Origin of the sequence: Vibrio sp. Vb1127 (assembly GCF_033338735.1) — a bacterium.
GTDB lineage: Bacteria > Pseudomonadota > Gammaproteobacteria > Enterobacterales > Vibrionaceae > Vibrio > Vibrio alginolyticus.
Window position 1 is genome coordinate 43,135 of the sequence record NZ_JAWOTF010000015.1, and the last position, 20,336, is coordinate 63,470.

The window sequence follows — 20,336 nt, forward strand, 5'->3', positions numbered from 1 at the left end:
TCCGATGCTATGGAGAGAATGTGCAGCGTTTTCTGGTTATTGCCGCGCTATGTTGGAGCGCGTTTGCTACGGCCTCAGATCCGAAGGTGTTGGTCGTGCACTCCTATCATCAGGGTTTTTTCTGGACGGACTCCATACAGCGAGGCATCGAGCAACAGCTGGGCGATCGAGCGCTGGACATGCGTGTGCTCTATCTAGACTCGAAACGTAACCAGAGTGAGCAGTTTTTTGCACAACTAAAATCCTTATATCTTACGAAATTACGCAAAGAGCGATTCGATGCCATTTTAGTGAGCGATAACAATGCGCTTGAACTCATGCAGCGTTTAGCCCCAATCCTCAAAGACACCCCAGTTATATTTAACGGCATTAATAACTACCATCCTTCTTTACATCGTTCTCTGAATGCAACCGGAGTCATGGAAGATGTCGATTTGGAAGCGAATCTCGCTCTTATTGAGCGCTTACATCCGAACTACACACAAGTTCTCATCGTCAGTGACCACTCGGTGACCGGTGAGGTGTTGCGTTATCAAATCGACAATTTTGTCCTCAAGTTCCCGCAATATCGAGACAAAATCGTACAACTTGTCCCAGACAGCATCATCGATCTAAAACAACAAGTCGCAAAACTGAGTTCCGATAAAGTCGTCTTGTTCTGGACCTATTACCGAGATAAACAAGGTATGGTTGGCAGCGAGCGTGACTGGGTTGGTGTCAACAAAGTCTCAAACGCGCCGCTGTTTATGGTGCATGACATTGGTTTGGGTCATGGCGCAGTTGGAGGGGTTATTCAAAGTGGTTATCGGCATGGTATTGAGAGCGCAGAGATGCTTGAGTTCGTTTTGGATAACCCTGATCAGCCTCTGCCTGCCGTGAAAAAAAGTGATTCTGAAATAAAGCTCGATTACCAAGCGGTAGCGCGTTGGGGATTGGGGGCTGAACAAGAGGTTTCTGCGGTATTTTTTAATAAGCCAATGAAGCTTTCTGAACGTTTTGCCAAGGAAATTCGCCTGTTTGGTAGTCTGTTTGTGGTGATGTCGGTGGTCATTTTGCTGATGGGTTATTATTTACAGCGGATGCGTCGCAGTGAGAGCGCTGCGCGAGAAAGCCAGGCTATTCTAGAGTCGATTTTCGATCAGAGCATGCAGTATATGGGCATTTTGGATGCCAACGGTGTGCTTAAATCGGGCAACGATCACCTTCAATCCTTACTTTATCACCAAGGACTGCGTTTAGACCGACCACTTTGGTTTCACCCCAACTGGAGTGAGAAAGCCCAAGCGCTGCTAGAGGAGTATTTCCATGCGCCTCACCATCAAGTGTCGACGTTTGAAGCTGAAATTTGGAGTAAAGAACACGGCGCCTTGGTATTAGAAGTTTCGCTCAAGCCTTTTTCTCAGCAAGTAGGGAATCATAAGCAATACTTGTTTGAAGCGCGCGATATTACCAGTCGTAAATTGATGGAGGACAAGCTCTACCAACGTGAGTCAACCCTACGCAACTATTATGAGCAGCAGCCCGTGATGATGGTGACGCTTGATAGTAATAACCGAATTCAAGAAGTGAATCGATTTGCTCAACTACTTCTTGGCTACAAACCGATGGACATGCTCGGACATCGCCTGAGGGAGTTCTATTTTGATGACAAAGTGCTGTTCCCTCGCCAAGTGTTATTGCAACCCAACCAGCAAGTGCATGGTGTTTGGCGACGTGAAGTCGAGTATCGTCATGCAAATGGTCATCGTGTTTGGGTGCGCGAGAATATTCGTCCGCTGAGTGAATCTGAGCAACTACTGATTGTGGGCGAAGATATTACCGAAACCAAACTGCTTTCCGAGAAATTGGAATACCAAGCTCGCTATGACTTACTGACGGGGACTTACAACAGAAACCATTTTGAACTAGAGCTTAAGACCGCACTGTGCGAAGTGGACAGCCATCGTCGAGTCCACGCCATGTTGTACCTCGACTTAGATCAACTAAAAGTCCTCAATGATACGGTTGGGCATGATGCAGGTGATGCGGCGATTCAATTCTGCGCCAGTATGCTGGAAGGCGTTCTGCCGTACAATTCCATCTTGGCTCGAATGGGAGGCGATGAGTTTGCGGTGTTACTCAAAGACTGTGACGAATATGGCGCCATCAATATTGCCAAACTGATCATCTCGACACTAAGCGAACATCTCTTTATTTGGGAAGACACACGCCTGTTCATCAGTTGCTCAATTGGTATCCGTATCATCGATCATACCGCTGATACGCCACAAATGGTGCACGCTCAAGCAGACTCTGCTTGTCACGCCGCTAAAGAGCAAGGCCGTAACCGCTATAATCTATTCAGCTTAGATAACGAAGAGTTGCAGCGTCGTCAGATGGAAATGCAGAGCGTCAATTTGGTGCATGAGGCATTGTCGAATCAACGTTTAGAACTGTTTGCTCAACCGATAAAAAGCTTACAAAAGCACGAGACTCAAATGTATTTTGAGATTTTGGTGCGTATTCGCAATGGGTACGGTGATTATGTTTCTCCTGCGCTGTTTATCCCTGCTTCCGAGCGTTACAACATTGCCCATTGGATTGATAAGCAGGTTATTACTCAAACACTAGAGTGGTTTGAACAGCGTCCTGAGGTGGTTGAACAGCTTGGTCGCTGTTCGATAAACCTTTCAGGTCAATCTATGGGGAATCAAGAGTTTATTGACTTCTTATTGGAGCGATTGGAAAGTTCGACTCTGCCGTGTGAAAAAATCTGCTTAGAAATCACCGAGACAGCGGCGATGAGCAATCTGGATCAAGCCATTGAGCTGTTTACCAAGCTAAAGGCTTTGGGTTGTATGATTGCATTGGATGATTTCGGATCTGGATTGTCTTCATTTGGCTACTTAAAGAAACTTCCTGTCGATATCGTGAAAATTGATGGTCTTTTCGTGCAAGATATCAACGTAAATGAAATGGACCGCGTGATGGTTCGTTCAATCAATGACTTGGCGAAGCAACTAGGTAAAGTGACGGTGGCGGAGTTTGTCGAAAATGACCAGGTTATGCAGCATTTGATAGACCTCGGTGTGGACTACGGTCAAGGCTACGGTATTGGTCATCCTAAGCCGCTTTCTGAGCTAGTGGAGCAACTGACGGTTGTATAACCTCTGCGTAGCAAGCTCAACCTAGCATTAATAGGTAACTTAGGTATACACTCAGCGCCAGTTACCTCGATTTTTATTGGAGCCTCCTTTTGCAACTGCAATTGATCTGTGAAAACCCGTCTCAACAATCTCATCTTGATGAACTCGCTGCGCGTTGGCAGCTTTCTCACACTGACGATAGCGATTTTGCTTTGGTGCTAACCACCGAGCGTTTGGAGCTACGTAAAGTGGATGAGCCAAAGCTGGGTGCAATCTTTGTGGATTTGATTGGTGGTGCGGTAGGTCATCGTCGCAAGTTCGGTGGTGGTAAAGGCCAAGCAATTGCGAAAGCGGCGGGGTTGAACAAAGGGGCAACGCCAACCGTGTTAGACGGCACGGCAGGTCTTGGTCGTGATGCGTTTGTGCTCGCCTCGCTAGGTTGTAAAGTGCAGATGGTCGAGCGTCATCCAGTCGTAGCGGCTTTGTTAGATGATGGCTTGGATCGAGCGAAACAAGACCCAGAAATCGGCACCTGGGTATCTGAGCGCATGTCGCTAATCCATGCTTCTAGCCATGATGCGCTGGAACAATTGGCGCAAGATAAAGACTTTGTCCAGCCAGATGTGGTGTATCTTGACCCGATGTATCCGCACCCAGAAAATAAAAAGAAGTCGGCGCTCGTGAAAAAAGAAATGCGCGTTTTCCAATCGTTGGTTGGCGCCGATTTGGACGCCGATGGCCTACTAGAACCAGCCATGGCGTTAGCCACAAAGCGTGTAGTAGTTAAACGCCCAGACTATGCTAACTGGCTGAACGAGAAAAAACCGACCATGGCGATTGAAACGAAAAAAAATCGCTTCGATGTCTACGTTAAAGCATCGATGGCATAACTTCCTGACGGCTCAACTTTTCTTGTCACAGTACGGTGTGTCGTGCTGTGACTCAGCCTCTCTTTCCTCGTCTCTATTGATAGTTTTCTCTTGCTAATTCCCTTCCCTGACTGTATATCTAACTAAGAATTATTATTATTTCACTTGTTGTGATGCGGTCGATAACTGGGAAGCTGGAGTAGTAGAATGGCTAAACGTTTATGTAAAATGAGTCGCAAACAGATCGCGGCAGAACTTGGTGATATCCATCGTTTAGTTGTCGCACCAAAATTCGTTTGTCGTTCTTGCGCACGCTCTTCATCGGCCAAAGATACCCTTTGTAAGCCAGCCGCAATTCCTCCACAAAAATGCCAAGACAAGCCATTGAGTGAGCAACAAGCATGTGGCTTATTGGTTGAAGCTCTGCCATCACAAGCGATTCCAGTGACCACGAAACAAAGCAACGAAAAAGCCGCGATTGTGAAGCGTGTTGTTGAGCGTGTGAAAGAGAAAAAACAAGCCGAAAAATCTCCGGAGCCAGTAAGAGCCGACGCACCAGTATGGTTTGATTTAGCGGATAAAAAATCGCTCAAGAAAGCGAAAAAAGCACTGAAAAAGCACTATAAGCAGCAAAAGAAGTTGCTAAAAGTGGCGAAAAAACAACAAAAGTTACTTAAGCGTCAGCGCAAGCTTGAAGCGCGCAATGCGAAACTAGAAGTGCTGCTGCCAACGCCACCTAATGCTTTGATGAACGCAATCTCACAAGCCAAAGTGCATTAATCAAACAAAAAACGCTCTCCAGTCGGAGAGAGTTTTTTATTGTCGAAATGTTTATAGGATTAGCTGCGTTACTTATTGGCGTAACTCATCTCTACGCGCTTTTTCACCCAGGTTTCGTTAATCCATAGGGATAGCATGATGATCGCACCGCCAATGGCGAGTCGCATGACATCAACATCGCGGTTCCAAATCACAATGTTTACAATCAAGCCCGCCGGAACCAATGCATTGTTCATTACTGCCAGTGCACCTGCGTTCACCATAGTCGCGCCTTTGTTCCAAGCAAAGTAACCAAAACCAGAAGCAATCAACCCAAGGTATGTCAGAATGCCCCATTGCGTTGTAGTGGTTGGTAGTTTGTCGAGGTTACCCATGAGCGCGAAAGCCACGGTTGCTACACAAAGTGCACCTAAGTAGAAGTAGCCAAACACGGTGTGTTGTGGCAAATCGACGGGTTCACTCTCCATGATATATTTGTAGCCCACCTGACCGATGGCAAAGCAGAGGTTTGCTCCTTGTACGACCAAAAAGCCCAGTAGGAAATCTTCATTAATGCCTGCAAATTTAATCCAGGCGGCACCAAATACGGCTATTGCTGCGGTAACTAAGTACCAAGGTGAAAAGCGACCTTTCAAGAAGTCATAGATTAGCGTGACGTAAATGGGTGTGAATACGGTGAACAGCAATACTTCTGGCACGGAAAGGAGCAAAAAAGATTGGTAGTAGAAGCAATACATCAAACCGAGCTGGAAGCCACCGACAGTCATCAGTTTCGCGATCAGGGGTTTGCTAACGCCACGGAATTTCAAAAAGGGAATGAAAACCAAACTCGCCAGTGCCACGCGCATGAACACCGAGAACCAAGAATCAACCTGACCGGCGAGGTAAACGCCGATCAGGCTAAATGAGAATGCCCAAAGTAGGGTAACTGCGGATAGATAAGCCATGGATGAGAATCTTTATCAACAACAAATGTGCCCGCAGTCTAACCAAGTTTTATCGTTGCGCCAATCAGTCTTTTAGCGGTACGACCAGCATATCGACTGGTGAGCAGTTAATCAGCTGTCGAGTCGAAGATAGAATCTTGCTCCAGAAATCTTGGTGATGACCACAAACCACCAAATCAATGCTGTAGTCTTGAATGGTATCGCACAGCTCATTACTCAAATCGCCACTACCGACTAAAGTATGGGCAATTGGGTATTGCGCATATTCTGCGAAGTTTGCCAATTGTGCGCGCGATGCTTCCATTGCTTGATGTTGCGCTTCTGCCATATTGATATCGATAAGCCCGGTGTAGAGTTCTGCGTAGTTCACGTCGATGTGAATAAAAGAGACTTTCGCATCCAGAGGTTTAGCCAGTGATACGGCTTTCTTAATCAACACTTTACTGTCGTCTGAAAGGTCGACTGCCACAAGTATGTGTTTGTAACTCATATTGCTATCTCCTTGTAAGGTCATAGTTTTAGATTAGCACCAACCCCAAAAAAAATTTGCTGAAGTGATCTCATATCGGTGCCGTAGGTACAAAGTCTTGTCTCAGTAATCATGTTATAGTGGCGTTATACCCAAGTGACTTTGATATGCTGAAATAAGCGTAGTGTTACTGACTAGAGTTGAAGTGAAACTTCGCCGTGTCTGCCAGACCAAGCTATTCTCGCAGCGTCACTTATTTCGAGGTTACTTGGGTATATTGCATGCACAATAATAGGAGTTAACATGCTGTCTCAAACTATGGTCGAACAATTGAATGAGCAAATTAACCTAGAATTTTTCTCATCCAATCTATACTTACAAATGAGTGCTTGGTGTGAAGACAAAGGTTTTGAAGGTGCGGCTGAATTTTTACGCGCTCACGCCGTAGAAGAAATGGAGCACATGCAACGCCTATTCACTTACGTGAGTGAAACTGGCTCAATGCCAATCTTAGGCGCTATTGATGCGCCTAAGCATGACTTTGCGAGCCTAGGTGACGTTTTCCGCGAGACATTTGAACATGAGCAAATGATCACGGAAAAAATCAACAAACTGGCGCACGTTGCATTTACTAGCCAAGACTACTCAACGTTTAACTTCCTACAGTGGTACGTGTCAGAACAGCACGAAGAAGAGAAGTTGTTTAAAGGGATTTTAGATAAGATCGAACTGGTAGGTGAAGACGGTAAAGCGTTGTTCTTCATCGACAAAGATCTAGCACAAATGGCGAAAGAAGGTTCATCTTCAATCATGGATGCTCCAGCTGCGTAAACGCGTTTTGGGACGTTGTAAGTAGCGGGTAAAGACGAAGTCTTGGTCGTCTTTTTCTCTTGAGCATTGTTGAAGATGTAGGGAGGAAAAGATGATCAGTGGAGACACAATCTTATTTGCGCTAATGGTGGTAACTGGAGTTAATATGGTCCGGTATCTCACCGCTCTTCGTTCTCTAATTTATATCATGCGTGAAGCGCACCCGCTGTTATATCAGCAAGTTGATGGTAATGGTTTTTTTACCACTCATGGAAATGTCACCAAGCAGGTGCGGTTGTATCACTACATTAAAAGTAAAGAATATCATCATCACCACGATGAAATTTTTACTGGTAAGTGTGAAAGAGTGCGTGAACTGTTTGTTCTATCGACCGCGTTGCTCGGCGTGACGCTACTTGCAGCCTTCATTCTCTAAGAGTCAATAATCTAGATAGTTGTTCTGTCTGAGATTTTACGGACATACAGAGCGCTTAGAGTTTAAGCGCTTTTCCCTTTCGGTATTTGTCGGTAGAATGTCGCGCCTAGAAAGCAAGGATGTGCAATGTGCACATCCTTTTTTATTTTGATTCGATACCAATCAGTCTAAGAGCTACCGATGAGTAAGAAATTTGATGTTGTTGTAATTGGCGCAGGCGCAGCAGGTTTAATGTGTGCTGCAGAAGCAGGCAAGCGAGGCCGCCGTGTTTTGGTGCTCGACCATGCTAAAAAGCCAGGACGTAAAATCCTTATCTCGGGCGGTGGTCGTTGTAACTTCACTAACTACGACGTTTCAGCTAATCACTATTTGTGTCAAAACCCGCACTTTGTTAAGTCGGCGCTCTCCCAATACACTAACTGGGATTTCATCTCGATGGTGTGTAAACATGGCATTGAGTTCGAAGAGCGTGATCACGGCCAGTTGTTTTGTGTCGATGCATTTACGGCCAAAGATATCGTGAAGATGTTGTTAGCTGAGTGTGACATGCCGAACATCGAGCAGCGTTACCAATGCGATGTTCATTCGATTGAAAAAATTGATGAAGGCTTTCGTTTGCATGCTGGCACTGAGATTGTCGAATGTGAGTCTTTAGTTATCGCAACAGGTGGCTTGTCGATGCCAAAACTGGGAGCGACACCATTTGGTTATAAAGTCGCGGAACAATTTGGTCTTCGAGTTATCCCAACCACGGCAGGGCTTGTACCATTTACTCTGCATAAAGAAGACAAAGAAGACTTTGCTGAGTTATCTGGTATCGCGGTACCTGTGGAAATTACGGCTGAAGATGGCACCATGTTCAAAGAAGCCCTGTTGTTCACACATCGTGGGTTATCTGGTCCAGCAGTGTTACAGATTTCTTCATTCTGGCGGGCCGGACAAAAGGTGTTGATCAATCTTGTGCCAAACGATGATGTTGCTGAGTTATTAGAACGTAGTCGTGAGAAGCATCCAAATCAGTCACTCAAGAATACGCTTGCCAAAGTGCTGCCTAAGCGTCTGGTTGAAGTCTTAATTGAACGTAAAGAGCTAGTCGATAAACCGCTAAAACAGTTCAATCAAAAGGAGCTTGCGGCGATTGTGGAGCGTCTAGAGCATTGGGATATCGCCCCGAATGGCACCGAAGGCTACCGAACTGCGGAAGTGACACTCGGCGGTGTCGATACTGATCACTTATCCTCGAAAACCATGGAATGCAAAGACATTAAAGGGCTTTATTTTATTGGTGAAGTGATGGATGTGACTGGTTGGCTAGGGGGCTACAATTTTCAGTGGTGCTGGTCGAGCGGCTTTGTTGCGGGGCAGTGGGTTTAATCAAACACCAAACGCAGCCTAACTGCATAAAAGATAAGATACAAAAAGAGCACTGAATAAAAGTCAGTGCTCTTTTTGTATTCCCATAGCGAGTTACTCGTCTTGATACTTTTCGAGTTTGTTATAGAGCGTTTTCACGCTAATGCCTAACTCCTGCGCTGATTCCGTTTTATTTCCTTGATTCTCTTCAAGGGTATTGAGAATGGCGGCTTTTTCTAGCTCTTCTAGCGAAACGCCCGCCGGAACAAGGTCTTCGATGCTGGTGCCTGTTTCCAATGGTGGTGTGTCGAAGATAAGGTGTTCATCTCGGATGGTGTCATCAGCCAAAATGAATGCACGCTCGATCGTGTGTTTGAGCTCACGGACATTACCTGGCCAGTCGTGTGCAGCGATTTTTTGGATCGCAGAGTCAAGAATCGTTTTGGTTTTTGCCTCATTGGCGTTGCGGTGCGCAATAAAGTGCTTGGCCAGACCTACGATATCACCGCCTCGTTCTCGCAGTGGCGGTATCGTTAATGGGAAATGCGATAAGCGGAAAAACAGATCTTCACGCAGGAACTGCTCCTCAATGGCGATTTTAGGATCACGGTTTGTAGCAGCAATGATGCGAGTATTAGCGATATGAACCGTATTACTGCCAACTGGGCGATACTCTCCGGTTTCTAGCACCCGCAATAGCTTCACTTGATGCTCGATAGGCATCTCGGTGATTTCATCTAAAAATAGGGTGCCGCCCTCTGCCTGCTTAAATACACCTTGGTGAGTTTTATTTGCTCCGGTAAAAGCGCCTTTCTCATGGCCAAACAGTTCACTATCAACCAATTCAGGGCTAATGGCACCACAGTTAATCGCTATAAAGGGCTGTTGTTTACGCTCACTCGCTAAGTGGATGGTCTGCGCCACCAGTTCTTTGCCTGATCCACTTTCACCGACAATAAGGACGTTGGCTTCTGTTTTAGCAACGCGCCTGATCATACGATAGAGCTGATGCATCGGAGAGGAAGAGCCGACCAAAAGACCAAATTGGTCAAGATCGCTGGTGGACACTTTACGCCCTTGATCTTGTTTGTGTTGATAGTACTGGCTGACTTCGCTCAGGGTGTCCGTCAGAATGGCAATATCAACGGGCTTTCTGTAGTGAAAAATAGCACCCAAGTTCATCAGCTTATCCAAGTTCTCGTTTGGAGCGCCTGAGCTAATGATGATCAAGTCCATATCGTAGATGTCTTCGATATTAGAAAGACGTTGATAATCTGCACTAGTAAAGTGGGCGACTTCAACAATCGCAACTTCCGGTTTGAGTTGTAGGAAATCTTCAATCCATTGGTCTGCGGCATCGATGTCATGCAGACGAAATTTGTTCAGTTCCTGGCAAGAAGCGATGGCATTTTTAAGTGATGGATCTTGTATTCTTAGAAACAGGCTTGGCATCGACATAGAAATGTCCTCTTTACTATGACAGAAACAATGTACGTGGATTATTCTCACTTCACAAGACAAAATATTGTCAGCATAGATTTAAGGATTTGTTCGGTATTTTTATGTTGTTAGCCCCTTTTTGATATATATCGGTGAGAGCCATCAGTAGATATTTCCTTTTGTTCAGATTTTTATTTTTAAAATAATAAGTTTGCTATTAATTGATTCTGGGGAAATAGCCTTTCTGTTTTATCAGGTTATTTAGGCACAAGTGACGGAGGCTTTATCACCGATTAAAAATTACATTTTTTACGTGTAAATAATTCATGCTTATACTTTATTGCTCATCTCATTTTTACCTCTTTCCTTTATTAGTCACTTAAAAACAATGAGTTATAAAGTTGGCACATGGTTTGCTCCTAGGGAAGTGCAACGTCAATAAAGGAGAATTACCATGAATAACATCGCAGCTAAAATTGTACTTACGTCAGTTCTTGCTACTTCATCTACAGCAGTCTTAGCGAGTGATAAATGGGAAAAAGAATCCATGGACGCTTGGCTAGATGGTAAAGCTGAAACCACACTACTGCTAAACAGCAATCTCAACTCTTTTGATATCAATACCGATGTAGAGAATCAGGTCGTTACCCTTTCTGGTTCGGTAAACAATGATCTTGAAAAATCACTTGCCGAAGAGCTTGTTACTGGTCTTGATGGTGTGAAAAAAGTAAACAACGAATTGTCAGTAGTGAATGAAGGCAAGAAAGAAACTGATTCAGAAGCTTTAGCTACACTGACCGATTCTAAAATCACGACTATAGTTAAAACGCGCCTACTAATGGATACCAATGTGAGTGGTACGGATATTGATGTAACGACAGAACGCAAAACGGTAACGTTGGCAGGTAAAGTTAATTCAGATGCGGAGCATGATCTTGCAATTTCAATTGCAAATAACACCAATGACGTAAATAAGGTGATTGATAAGCTAGAAGTGGTTCAATAATAGCGAGCCGAGTGATTTAACCCACTTTTATTAGGAGGTAACACTATGGTTCGTTGGATGTTTATTTTTCTGGCACTGGCACTAATTTCTGCACTATTAGGCTTTACCGGTATTGCAGGAGCTGCTGCCTCTATCGCGCAAGTGATATTTTACCTATTCCTATTGTCATTAATTGTATCAATAGTGATTGTTCTGCTAGGAAGAAAAAACGTAAATAGATAGGAGATTCCATGCAACTTACGTCATTTATTTACCGTATCGCCGCAGTATTCGGTTTGGTGTTTGCGTTGGCAGCTTGTAGTGAAGAAGGGCCAATGGAACAGGCCGGCAAAAAGATAGATGAAGCCGCCGAAGAAACCCAAAATGCGATTGAAGATGAATGTGAAAACATTAAAGAAAATCTAAACGCTGAAGACCAAGACTGTTAGCCGAATCAGGTTAGGTTTTTTACGCATAGCTATGTAAGAGAGGGGCGGTCAATCACCGCCCTTCCTTTTGTCCCAATTGTTTACAATCAGATAAGGAGTCAAAGATGAAAAACATATTTGATGTACTGAAAGAGAGTCATGAAAAGCAGCGCCTTTTACTCGATGCTCTGATGGAAACGTCTGGAGATTCCCCCGCTCGTGAAGAGTTTTACCACAACCTTAAAGAGGAACTCGAACAGCACGCAGCGGCAGAAGAGCGATTTTTCTACGCGCCTTTAATAGATAGCGATAAGACCATTGATCTCACTCGCCATGGCATCGCAGAGCATCATGAAATTGATAAAGTGATTGCACAGCTTGATGCAACCGATATGAGCTCGCCAGCGTGGCTCAACCTAATGAAAACCTTGCGTCACAAAGTGTTGCACCATCTTGAGGAAGAAGAGCAGCGTTTCTTCCAGTTAGCCGGCAAGGTAATGACCGATAAGCAGAAAATGAAACTAGCGGATGGTTATGTTGAAGAGATGGCAAGCTAGGTAGAGTGTTGGACCTTTTCGTGCCATTTCGGCACGGGAAGGCACTCAATCAAGGCGTTTACTCAAGTTCATGTATCCAAGCTCAATCCCCCGCGTATTCTAACTTCCACTAAAAAGTGCACTCGCTGAAGGCAAGGAGAGCGAATGTTTATCATCAAATATTATATTCTTGGCGCTCTGATCAGTTTATTGGCCGCTATATATACGCCTCAAATTATCGTTAGTTTGCTGTTCTTGTGGATATCTCTTTCTTTAGCGTTGGTCAGCGTAGCCTACGTATTCGACATTCCCTCTATTTTTAGAAAAAACCAAGATGGCAAGATTGTCAGGTGGATTCGCTGGGCATTCATCCCATTTCTATTGGGGGCTAGAGCGTATAACGCCTGGGAAAGACGGCGTGATACAGTGCCTCCAATCCAAAAAGTCAGCGACAATTTATACCTATCTCGCCGTTTGTTTCAGAGTGACTTAGATTTTCTCGAATCCAATGAAATCTCTTGTATTGTCGATGTCACCGCAGAATTTGCAGGCCTTGAAAGTGCGATGACCGACAAGCAGTTTCATTACCTTTCGATTCCGGTACTCGACCACAAAGCCCCGACGCTAGAGCGCCTTCGCCATGCGATTAACTGGATTGATACTCAAATCTCGTGCTCGCGGGCAGTGGTTGTGCATTGTGCGTTAGGGCGTGGTCGTTCAGTGTTTGTTGTGGCGGCGTATTTACTGAGCAAAGACCCGTCACTGACGGTTGAATCCGTGATGAAAAAAATCAATGACGTACGCAGTACCGCGAGATTGAATAAATTACAGATTAGGACGTTACGAGCGATCAGTGAAAAAGGCGTACTGGGGCTGGATCAATCCACTTGGATGGTGGTTAACCCTGTTGCAGGTGGCGGCAAATGGGAGGAAAACGAACAGCACTTGATTCGTGAACTAACCAAAAAATATCGCTTGAGTATTCATCAAACCACCACAAACCTCAGCGCCGAGCAGCTAACACAACAGGCAAAAGAAAGTGGAGCTAAGCAAATCATCGTAGCTGGTGGCGATGGCACAGTAACAGAGGTGGCGAGCCAATTGGTGGATACCGACCTCAAACTCGGTATTGTTCCGCTCGGAACTGCCAATGCGTTATGTCATGTGCTCTATGGCGTTGGCGCAAAATTCTCACCGGTCGAAAAAGCGTGTGAAGCGTTGCTTGGCGGACACTGCCAACGTATTGATACTGCGGAATGTAATCAGCGGCTTATTTTATTGGTCTTAGGCATTGGGCTAGAACAGAAAATGATCGAGCACGCTCAGCGAGAAGAGAAAAATGTTTTTGGACAACTCGCTTACCTCACCGGCTTTTTTAATGCTGTAGTGGCGGAAGAAACGCAAGCTTTAACCGTTTCGTTAGATGCTCCAACTGGAGATGGAAACCACGACAATAATACACAAACGCTTGAAGTCCATAGTTTTGTCGTTGCGAATATCGCTCCATTTAGTACGTTGCTTGCCCAAGGTGGTGATGCGCCGCAGCCTGATGATGGCAAGCTGCATATCACATATTTAGATAACACCGAGTCTTTAGGCGGACGTCTTATCGCATTGTCGGATCTGACATTAACGAGCGTAGGCGCACAGGAAGAATCGACACATTTTCAATACGCGACGGCTCAGAGCGTCACTATTTCTGCGAATAAACCGATTGAGTATGTGATTGATGGTGAACTGTATTCTGATGAGCAACTGGCAATCAAGCTGCGTCCAAAGTCATTGAACGTATTTGTTCCAAGCCAGAGACGTAAATCAGCTTCGCTTTAACACAGATAATCCGCGGATAACGCGCCATTTGCTTCGTATTCTACATGGCGCTTTTTCTGTGTTGTTTGATGATTTGGTGTGCGTCGTAAAAAGGCTATTAAGGTCGCTGCGTAGATGCAGCGGCTTTTTTCTATCTGCACCTTTTACTAGGTTGATTGGGGATGTGGTTTAAACAAAGTGAAAGAAAGAAGGGCGAGTACAATTACTCACCCTGAGGTAAGTGCTTTTCAATTTCATCGTTTTCAACTTGTAAAGCAGCTAACCAATAAGAAACAAGTGCGGTTAAGTTGGTGTCGTCAATGGCTCTAAGCAGGGCTTTTAAATCATCTAACAGTAGTTTATTCATAAAATGCATTTCTTTGTAATTGCCTAACTCGGCAACGCCGTATTCGGTGGCATTTTCTGCAATGAATTGTTCACCATCTTGATCGAAGAACAGCTTCGCCATCTTTTTGATCATCACTTTTTCTATTTTCACGAATCGATATGCCGCTCTTGCGAGTGTCATATGTGATTGCGGGTTAACGAGAGGCAAACACGTTTGGCGATGGTGTGTCATTTTTACGAGTAGCTCCCTTACTCGATTGTTATCCAATGTCATAGTGACCTCTTTATTTATGACTATTGTCGTGGGACATTTCTCGTGATGGTTATGTTAATGCGCCTGTGGGCTTGTCAGAAATGGCCAAAGCAAGTTGGCCATTTCTTTGCTCAATACTGAGCTTTATTGCAAAGGCGACCACCAAGTTTTAGCTAATAAGGCTGATGCTGCTGAGTTTTTCTTTGCAGCTTTTTATATCGCTACGAACTTTCAGCAGAACCGAGTTATCCGCCTGCTCTGGGTGGGAAGTAATCAAATTCTCAATCTCTTTGAGTACCTTGCTTTCGACACCTTCAAGCTGTTCTAAATACATAGACTCTTTGTCAGAGGACACTTCCTTCATCACGTCGCTGTAGACCTCACGCGCCTTGATGGTGTAGGAAACCGGAGTGTCGTCGGCAGATTCTTCATTGTTACTTGCTAGAGAGTAGGGAGTGAGCTCAATGACTGCACGCTCACGTACTCTGAGCAGTTCTACCAACACATTATTCAAAGAAGTGTTGTCGATGTTCTCGATGGCCTTGTTGTAAATTTCATTTCCGCTTTCGATAAGCTCAATGATTGAGGCGATGTTTTCATTTTTCATATGCCACTCCTTATTTACTGGTGATAGGGGTGTTTGAGCGTATGGAATACAAACACGATGTTTCGTCTTCAGTTGCAGGTTGTATGCCAATGAACTTTAAGTCTTATTAATCAGTGACTTAATATCTTGTTTTGCAATAACTTGCTAACAGTCGGTAAGGCGCTAAGAAAAAATTACAAGAATGGCGTGGAAAGCCTGGAAAGAATTACACGTACAGATACGGCTTTTTATCGAAATAAAAATAAAATCAACAAAAAACAATAACTTAAAATTCTGGCATGGATATGGCTTTGTAGGGAGTAAGTGAGGTCAAACATTGTTTCACTTGATTCACTACTCAACTCATTAATGGAGGCTAGTTATGGCTACTACAAAAGAAAGCACAGTAAAACCTCAAGAGCAGTTAGAAGAAGCATATCACTTAGCGGAGCAAGCCACGACGGAAGCTGTTGGCGCGATGAAAGACCAAGCCAAAGAGAAGCTGGATGTAGGTGCGCAGCAAGTTCAGCAGGCGACTAAGTCGGCAGAAAATGTAATCAAGGAGCGCCCATTGCTGAGCATAGGTTGTGCCTTCCTTGCTGGTTGGGCGGTTTCGAAGCTGATCAAATAATAGTGGTCACCAAGGATTAAGCCACACAACAGAAAGGCGAGGCTTCACATGAATAACTCAGGGCAAGTTACCAATCAGCAATCAGGCTCGGCGGCTTCAGACAGCGGCCGAGCCCCTGATGGGGCAGAAGAACAGGATATCCAACAAACCATTAATGGTTTGAGCAGCATTCTTGCGCAATTGGACCAACTGACGAAATCGCTAAAAGCATGGTCAGGTTCAACGTTGGATTTGTTCCTCTTGGAGATGAAAGTTAACGTGTCCGCAGTGCGTCAGATTTTGCTGTGTACCGTTGTTTTTACTCTATTGTCGGTATTGTTCGTATTCAGTTTGTGCCTTGCCTCTGGGGTGGTGGCTTATCAGTTAACTGCCAACGTGTATGTTGCCGTGGGTGTATTTATCACATCATTAGGCTTGGCATTATTTGCTTTAGCCTGGTGGCAGAAGCGTTTAGTTGGATTTCTTGGATTCAAAAATACGACAGAACAATTACAGGAGGGGTGGGATGCGCTCGCTACAAAAGCTCAATCGAGCCATGCGGATCAAGCGGATGGAAGGTAAAGCGTCTCTAGAGCAATGCTGTTTGTCGATGGAAATGTTCACGTTTACCACCAAGAAGTTTGTGAGAGAAAACCCTTGGACGACATTAGGCATTAGTGCTGTCGTTGCCGTTACCGCAGCAAAAGCAGGTCGATTGTCTCGACTGACTTCTTCTATTTCGTCAATGGGGCTATTGGTTAGCAGCGTGTCTGATATTACCGATTCGCTCACAAAGCCGGTCGCGGCAGCTTCTCTGGATGAGTCAGATGCGGAGCAAAATGGAAATGCAGCAACACAAGTAAGCAACGCTGCGACGACAGAGGGCGAACCACTCTAATAGCGGATTTCACCGCAAAATTTTCTTACCGATTCTGAGCTTATTATGACAGCGAAATTGAACATTCCTGCCAACACTGCGATTGGTGCAACGCTTCTCGTCCTGTTACTCGTCCCAGGGCTGTATTTTGCCAAGCCAATATTGTTACCTATTGTGCTTAGCACCTTTATTTCTCTGCTGTGCAGCCCTTTCATTAATTATCTTGAAGACAAAGGTTTACCACGTGCTATTACCGTCGTGTTGACGCTGTCATTCCTCGTTGGCGCCTCAATTATTGGTCTTGCCGCCATGTCGGAGCCCGCCAAGCAATGGTGGTCTGAGCTGCCCAGTATCGTGAAAAATGTGTCGCAAGAAGTAAGCGAAGTTACTAAAGCTTCGGCTGATCACCTTAATACTCCATTGAATATCGCCAACGATATGAGTATGGATGAGGTCGGGAACAACACCGTATTTTCTTTGGTAAAAACGCTCGCGACCACGACGCCGACGATTTTGACACAAGCGATGATCGTGCTGTTTATGGTTTACTTTATGCTCAATCATGGACGAAGCTTATTTCGAAAGTCAGTGTCTTACTTACATGGGTTCGCCAAACAGCGCCAAGCGATTGAGTTGGTCAAAGCGCTACAGAAAGACCTATCTCGATACATTGGCACCATCACTTTAGTGAATGCTGGGCTGGGGTTGAGTGTCGGGGCCGTGTTTTTTGTTCTAGGCCTTGAAGATCCATTTCTATGGGGCGCATTTGCAGGCGTGATGAATTTTGCGCCGTACCTCGGCCCTGTCATATCCATGGTGAGCTTTGGCTTTGTTGCTTATCTTCAGTTGGAGTCGGTCAGTTTTATGCTGACGGTGGTGTCTATCTATTTACTGCTCAATTTGATTGAAAGTCAGTTTGTTACACCAACACTATTGGGGAAAAGGTTTAACTTAAACCCGTTAGTGATTTTTGTTTGGCTTGTTTTTTGGGGCTGGCTTTGGGGCGGAATGGGACTATTGATCGGTGTGCCGTTGCTGGTTTGTATCAATATTTTGGTTGATCGTCTAGAGCTATGCCAATCAACCCAAAATCAAGCAAAGCAAATCACCTCCGCGGACGTGGCACCGCGAGAGTGACTTGAGGGTCAAGCTGGTTCAACGAAACAGTTTTCCAGCGCTCACTGGCTGACTAAATAAATATCCCTGACCATAAATACAGCCTTTTTCGAATAAGTAATCGGCTTGTTCCCGAGTTTCTATCCCTTCCGCGACGACTTTCAACGACAGCGTTTTTCCCATGGCAATAATGGCATTCACAATCGCGTTGCTGTCGCTATTACTTGGGACATCACTGACAAATGAGCGGTCAATTTTCAGTTTGTTGATTGGCAAACCTTTCAAGTAAGACAAAGACGAATAGCCAGTTCCAAAGTCATCCAGAGAAATCTCAATACCCAGCTCTCGTAATTGATTTAACGATGCAATGGCTTGTTGAGGGTCGATCAGTAAAAAGCTCTCTGTGATCTCCAAATCTAACCGTTGGGCAGGGTATCCGGTGTTATCGAGGATAGTACTTAATCGCTGAATGAAATTTGACTGCTGAAGCTGCAACGCAGAAACATTGACGGCGATTTTGCCAAACTCGATGCCTTGGTCCAGCCAAGCATTACCTTGCAAACAAGCTTGTTGTAACACCCACTCACCAATGCTTTGAATCAGCCCTGTTTTTTCTGCAATTGGAATAAAGTCTGCTGGTGGTACAGGGCCAAACTCTGGATGCTGCCAGCGTAATAAAGCTTCCACGCCGACAATCGTATTTTGTTCCAAATTGTATTGCGGTTGGAATTCTAACCGGAGTTGTTGTTTTTCTATTGCTTGATGCAAAGCGGATTGAATGCGTACATGGGATACGGATTTATCGGTCAAATCCGGTGAGTAAAACGCGTAGCCGTTGCGTCCATTTTTCTTCGCTAAGTACATCGCGGTGTCTGCGTTTTTCAGTAAGGTTTCACTGTCTTGACCGTCTCTTGGGTACAAGGCAATACCAATACTGGTCGAGACACGAAGTGAGTCGTGATTTGCCAAGTCGAATGGTTGCTGGAATACGCTTAGAATATCGCCGACGGTTTCCAGTAAGGCAACATCACTATGGATGTCTGGCAAAATAATCACAAATTCATCGCCGCCAATGCGAGCCACATGCGCATTGAGGTGAAGCACATCTTGCAGACGAATCGCTAACTTAGACAGCAATTGGTCACCACAGAAATGGCCCATGCTATCGTTGATGTGTTTGAAATGGTCGATATCTAAGAATAGGGTGGCAAACGTCTGCTGGTTTTTGTGTCCGGTTTCGATGTGTTGCTCAAGTAAGCTGAGTAAATGGGTTCGATTAGGTAGATTGGTTAATGGATCGTAAAAAGCCATGCGTTGTAGCTTTTCTTCGTGTGCCTTACGCACAGAGATATCTTCAAACACACAAATGTAGTTAATAAGGTGGTTTTTATCGTCCATTACGGCGCTAATGGTCGCTAATTGCGGATAAATGCTGCCATCTTTCTTTCTGTTGATGAATTCGCCTTTCCATTGGCCTTTGTTTTCGAGTTGATGCCACAACTGTTGATAGAAACCTTGATCATGATGGCCTGAGCGCAGAATTCGTGGGTTTTTTCCTATCACCTCTTCAGAGCGGTAACCTGTAATTTGGGTAAAAGCCGTGTTTACATCAATGATGTTGGCATTGCGGTCTGTAATGACCATGCCTTCTTGCGAATTGTTGAAAATTTGGGACGCTAAGGAGAGCTGCGTTTCTACCATTTTTCGGCGGGTGATGTTACGTGTCATCCCCAGAATGCCGATTAAGTTTCCCGCATGATCACGGACAGGAGACTTAATGGTTTCTAGCCAAGTGGGGTTATTGTTTTCATCAATTTGACGGCATTCTTCAACAATATTTTGCGTGCCAGTGGCTACCACCAATTTATCGGCATCAATGAATTTTTCCGCACGTTCATGGCTAAACAGGGCAAAATCGTCTTTGCCAATGATTTCACTGTTGGTTTTTTGCCACGCATTTTCTACGCTTCGATTGGTCATCGAATAAAGACCATCCATGCCTTTTATCCATACGTGGTCTTCAAGGCAGTCGATAAACTCTTGTAGTGTTGGTGTTGGCTTTATTTCCGCGCTTTGATGTCGCGTTTGTTCTTGCTGACAGTGCAAGTTGATATCAAAGCTGATCCGCCCCGCGATTGCGCTTAGCCATGCCGAAACAACCGTTGATTGATCATTAGGGTGAGTCAGTGTCAGTACGGCAAGCAATTCGCCATTAGGTAGCCAAATCGGTCCAATGCTCAAGGTTTGCTCTTCAAAGGGGGTATGGCTAACTGTAAAATCTGTCGGCGTAAAGTGATCGACAACTTGCGTTATCACATCGACGATAGCACGATGATTTTGGGTTGAGGTGGACACCTCAGTCGATAGCCACTGCTGAGTATCGCTCAGAGTATAAAGCTGTCCCTGAGCTTGAGTTACATTACAGCATTGTCGCAGAACGTGTTGCCAGTCTGCCATCAAAGGCGAAGGAATAGCGAAGCGAAACATAATTAATAACGAGTCCTAAATCGCCCAAAGGTAATTATATTAGAATCTAGCGTAAGCTATTGGGCTTTGTGA

At 44.9% G+C, this 20,336-nt stretch carries 21 protein-coding genes; 15 read left to right on the forward strand and 6 right to left on the reverse strand.

What is annotated here, in order from left to right:
• Positions 1 to 20: 20 nt before the first annotated feature.
• The 3 genes from R7H07_RS17795 to R7H07_RS17805 all read left to right on the forward strand — a co-directional run bounded on the left by R7H07_RS17795 (position 21) and on the right by R7H07_RS17805 (position 4,774).
• Positions 21 to 3,146 (forward strand): EAL domain-containing protein, encoded by a 3,126-nt coding sequence (locus R7H07_RS17795; RefSeq protein WP_206959434.1) that lies wholly within the window; start codon positions 21 to 23, stop codon positions 3,144 to 3,146.
• Positions 3,147 to 3,235: 89 nt separating this feature from the next.
• Positions 3,236 to 4,015 (forward strand): class I SAM-dependent methyltransferase, encoded by a 780-nt coding sequence (locus tag R7H07_RS17800; protein ID WP_005379162.1) that lies wholly within the window; start codon positions 3,236 to 3,238, stop codon positions 4,013 to 4,015.
• 186 nt (positions 4,016 to 4,201) lie between these two features.
• Positions 4,202 to 4,774: a hypothetical protein gene (locus R7H07_RS17805; RefSeq protein WP_053349764.1), complete on the forward strand. Its 573-nt coding sequence runs from the start codon at positions 4,202 to 4,204 to the stop codon at positions 4,772 to 4,774.
• Positions 4,775 to 4,842: 68 nt separating this feature from the next.
• Here R7H07_RS17805 and R7H07_RS17810 read toward each other — a convergent pair whose 3' ends face one another.
• Together R7H07_RS17810 and uspA are read right to left on the reverse strand one after the other, a co-directional pair.
• Positions 4,843 to 5,721: a carboxylate/amino acid/amine transporter gene (locus R7H07_RS17810; protein ID WP_065274996.1), complete on the reverse strand. Its 879-nt coding sequence runs from the start codon at positions 5,719 to 5,721 to the stop codon at positions 4,843 to 4,845.
• A 64-nt stretch (positions 5,722 to 5,785) separates the two neighbouring features.
• Positions 5,786 to 6,211 carry a universal stress protein UspA gene (gene uspA, locus R7H07_RS17815; protein ID WP_149192279.1) on the reverse strand — a complete coding sequence of 142 codons (426 nt, stop codon included), beginning with the start codon at positions 6,209 to 6,211 and terminating at the stop codon, positions 5,786 to 5,788.
• Positions 6,212 to 6,493: 282 nt separating this feature from the next.
• On the opposite strand from uspA, the gene ftnA reads away from it, so the two are divergent.
• From ftnA to R7H07_RS17830, 3 genes are all read left to right on the forward strand, one after another.
• Positions 6,494 to 7,021, forward strand: a complete 528-nt coding sequence (gene ftnA, locus R7H07_RS17820) for a non-heme ferritin (protein WP_005379167.1) — start codon at positions 6,494 to 6,496, stop codon at positions 7,019 to 7,021.
• A gap of 91 nt (positions 7,022 to 7,112) precedes the next feature.
• Complete coding sequence (uspB, locus tag R7H07_RS17825; protein ID WP_005379169.1) at positions 7,113 to 7,436, forward strand: universal stress protein UspB; 324 nt, start codon at positions 7,113 to 7,115, stop codon at positions 7,434 to 7,436.
• Between the two features lie 180 nt (positions 7,437 to 7,616).
• On the forward strand, positions 7,617 to 8,810 hold the full coding sequence (locus tag R7H07_RS17830; RefSeq protein ID WP_149192280.1) for an NAD(P)/FAD-dependent oxidoreductase: 1,194 nt from the start codon (positions 7,617 to 7,619) through the stop codon (positions 8,808 to 8,810).
• A 93-nt stretch (positions 8,811 to 8,903) separates the two neighbouring features.
• Here the strand turns inward: R7H07_RS17830 and R7H07_RS17835 are convergent, their stop codons facing one another.
• Entirely contained in the window at positions 8,904 to 10,247 is a 1,344-nt protein-coding gene (locus R7H07_RS17835) for a sigma-54 interaction domain-containing protein (RefSeq protein ID WP_005382945.1), read from the reverse strand.
• A 436-nt stretch (positions 10,248 to 10,683) separates the two neighbouring features.
• On the opposite strand from R7H07_RS17835, the gene R7H07_RS17840 reads away from it, so the two are divergent.
• The 5 genes from R7H07_RS17840 to R7H07_RS17860 all read left to right on the forward strand — a co-directional run bounded on the left by R7H07_RS17840 (position 10,684) and on the right by R7H07_RS17860 (position 14,008).
• The gene (locus tag R7H07_RS17840; protein ID WP_005379174.1) at positions 10,684 to 11,235 is read left to right on the forward strand and encodes a BON domain-containing protein; all 552 of its coding nucleotides are present in this window, start codon (positions 10,684 to 10,686) and stop codon (positions 11,233 to 11,235) included.
• A 45-nt stretch (positions 11,236 to 11,280) separates the two neighbouring features.
• The gene (locus tag R7H07_RS17845) at positions 11,281 to 11,457 is read left to right on the forward strand and encodes a DUF1328 family protein (protein WP_005379177.1); all 177 of its coding nucleotides are present in this window, start codon (positions 11,281 to 11,283) and stop codon (positions 11,455 to 11,457) included.
• 8 nt (positions 11,458 to 11,465) lie between these two features.
• The gene (locus R7H07_RS17850) at positions 11,466 to 11,663 is read left to right on the forward strand and encodes a hypothetical protein (RefSeq protein WP_005394413.1); all 198 of its coding nucleotides are present in this window, start codon (positions 11,466 to 11,468) and stop codon (positions 11,661 to 11,663) included.
• 104 nt (positions 11,664 to 11,767) lie between these two features.
• Positions 11,768 to 12,199 carry a hemerythrin domain-containing protein gene (locus tag R7H07_RS17855; RefSeq protein WP_005379185.1) on the forward strand — a complete coding sequence of 144 codons (432 nt, stop codon included), beginning with the start codon at positions 11,768 to 11,770 and terminating at the stop codon, positions 12,197 to 12,199.
• Positions 12,200 to 12,343: 144 nt separating this feature from the next.
• On the forward strand, positions 12,344 to 14,008 hold the full coding sequence (locus tag R7H07_RS17860) for a diacylglycerol kinase family protein (protein ID WP_047103710.1): 1,665 nt from the start codon (positions 12,344 to 12,346) through the stop codon (positions 14,006 to 14,008).
• A gap of 202 nt (positions 14,009 to 14,210) precedes the next feature.
• On the opposite strand, the gene R7H07_RS17865 is transcribed toward R7H07_RS17860, so the two are convergent.
• Both R7H07_RS17865 and R7H07_RS17870 read right to left on the reverse strand, forming a co-directional pair.
• Positions 14,211 to 14,609: a hypothetical protein gene (locus R7H07_RS17865; RefSeq protein ID WP_005379193.1), complete on the reverse strand. Its 399-nt coding sequence runs from the start codon at positions 14,607 to 14,609 to the stop codon at positions 14,211 to 14,213.
• Positions 14,610 to 14,757: 148 nt separating this feature from the next.
• Entirely contained in the window at positions 14,758 to 15,195 is a 438-nt protein-coding gene (locus R7H07_RS17870) for a DUF2383 domain-containing protein (protein ID WP_005379194.1), read from the reverse strand.
• A gap of 361 nt (positions 15,196 to 15,556) precedes the next feature.
• On the opposite strand from R7H07_RS17870, the gene R7H07_RS17875 reads away from it, so the two are divergent.
• From R7H07_RS17875 to R7H07_RS17890, 4 genes are read left to right on the forward strand one after another with little or no spacing between them, the layout of a single operon-like run.
• Positions 15,557 to 15,805 (forward strand): hypothetical protein, encoded by a 249-nt coding sequence (locus R7H07_RS17875; RefSeq protein ID WP_005379196.1) that lies wholly within the window; start codon positions 15,557 to 15,559, stop codon positions 15,803 to 15,805.
• A gap of 48 nt (positions 15,806 to 15,853) precedes the next feature.
• On the forward strand, positions 15,854 to 16,366 hold the full coding sequence (locus R7H07_RS17880; protein ID WP_005379198.1) for a phage holin family protein: 513 nt from the start codon (positions 15,854 to 15,856) through the stop codon (positions 16,364 to 16,366).
• Entirely contained in the window at positions 16,356 to 16,682 is a 327-nt protein-coding gene (locus R7H07_RS17885; protein ID WP_005379200.1) for a hypothetical protein, read from the forward strand. Before R7H07_RS17880 ends, R7H07_RS17885 begins: the two co-directional genes overlap by 11 nt.
• Before the next feature lie 45 nt (positions 16,683 to 16,727).
• Positions 16,728 to 17,798, forward strand: a complete 1,071-nt coding sequence (locus R7H07_RS17890; RefSeq protein WP_005379202.1) for an AI-2E family transporter — start codon at positions 16,728 to 16,730, stop codon at positions 17,796 to 17,798.
• An 18-nt stretch (positions 17,799 to 17,816) separates the two neighbouring features.
• Here the strand turns inward: R7H07_RS17890 and R7H07_RS17895 are convergent, their stop codons facing one another.
• Positions 17,817 to 20,264, reverse strand: a complete 2,448-nt coding sequence (locus R7H07_RS17895; RefSeq protein WP_005379207.1) for an EAL domain-containing protein — start codon at positions 20,262 to 20,264, stop codon at positions 17,817 to 17,819.
• Positions 20,265 to 20,336: the final 72 nt, after the last annotated feature.

Bases quoted from the DNA above. Each gene is read 5' to 3' on its own strand.
- uspA (WP_149192279.1), bottom strand. From the start codon at position 6,211: ATGAGTTACAAACACATACTTGTGGCAGTCGACCTTTCAGACGACAGT.
- R7H07_RS17860 (WP_047103710.1), top strand. From the start codon at position 12,344: ATGTTTATCATCAAATATTATATTCTTGGCGCTCTGATCAGTTTATTG.
- R7H07_RS17865 (WP_005379193.1), bottom strand. From the start codon at position 14,609: ATGACATTGGATAACAATCGAGTAAGGGAGCTACTCGTAAAAATGACA.
- R7H07_RS17875 (WP_005379196.1), top strand. From the start codon at position 15,557: ATGGCTACTACAAAAGAAAGCACAGTAAAACCTCAAGAGCAGTTAGAA.
- R7H07_RS17880 (WP_005379198.1), top strand. From the start codon at position 15,854: ATGAATAACTCAGGGCAAGTTACCAATCAGCAATCAGGCTCGGCGGCT.
- R7H07_RS17855 (WP_005379185.1), top strand. From the start codon at position 11,768: ATGAAAAACATATTTGATGTACTGAAAGAGAGTCATGAAAAGCAGCGC.
- R7H07_RS17840 (WP_005379174.1), top strand. From the start codon at position 10,684: ATGAATAACATCGCAGCTAAAATTGTACTTACGTCAGTTCTTGCTACT.
- R7H07_RS17885 (WP_005379200.1), top strand. From the start codon at position 16,356: ATGGAAGGTAAAGCGTCTCTAGAGCAATGCTGTTTGTCGATGGAAATG.
- R7H07_RS17895 (WP_005379207.1), bottom strand. From the start codon at position 20,264: ATGTTTCGCTTCGCTATTCCTTCGCCTTTGATGGCAGACTGGCAACAC.
- R7H07_RS17835 (WP_005382945.1), bottom strand. From the start codon at position 10,247: ATGTCGATGCCAAGCCTGTTTCTAAGAATACAAGATCCATCACTTAAA.
- uspB (WP_005379169.1), top strand. From the start codon at position 7,113: ATGATCAGTGGAGACACAATCTTATTTGCGCTAATGGTGGTAACTGGA.
- R7H07_RS17870 (WP_005379194.1), bottom strand. From the start codon at position 15,195: ATGAAAAATGAAAACATCGCCTCAATCATTGAGCTTATCGAAAGCGGA.
- ftnA (WP_005379167.1), top strand. From the start codon at position 6,494: ATGCTGTCTCAAACTATGGTCGAACAATTGAATGAGCAAATTAACCTA.
- R7H07_RS17805 (WP_053349764.1), top strand. From the start codon at position 4,202: ATGGCTAAACGTTTATGTAAAATGAGTCGCAAACAGATCGCGGCAGAA.
- R7H07_RS17850 (WP_005394413.1), top strand. From the start codon at position 11,466: ATGCAACTTACGTCATTTATTTACCGTATCGCCGCAGTATTCGGTTTG.
- R7H07_RS17890 (WP_005379202.1), top strand. From the start codon at position 16,728: ATGACAGCGAAATTGAACATTCCTGCCAACACTGCGATTGGTGCAACG.
- R7H07_RS17845 (WP_005379177.1), top strand. From the start codon at position 11,281: ATGGTTCGTTGGATGTTTATTTTTCTGGCACTGGCACTAATTTCTGCA.
- R7H07_RS17810 (WP_065274996.1), bottom strand. From the start codon at position 5,721: ATGGCTTATCTATCCGCAGTTACCCTACTTTGGGCATTCTCATTTAGC.
- R7H07_RS17830 (WP_149192280.1), top strand. From the start codon at position 7,617: ATGAGTAAGAAATTTGATGTTGTTGTAATTGGCGCAGGCGCAGCAGGT.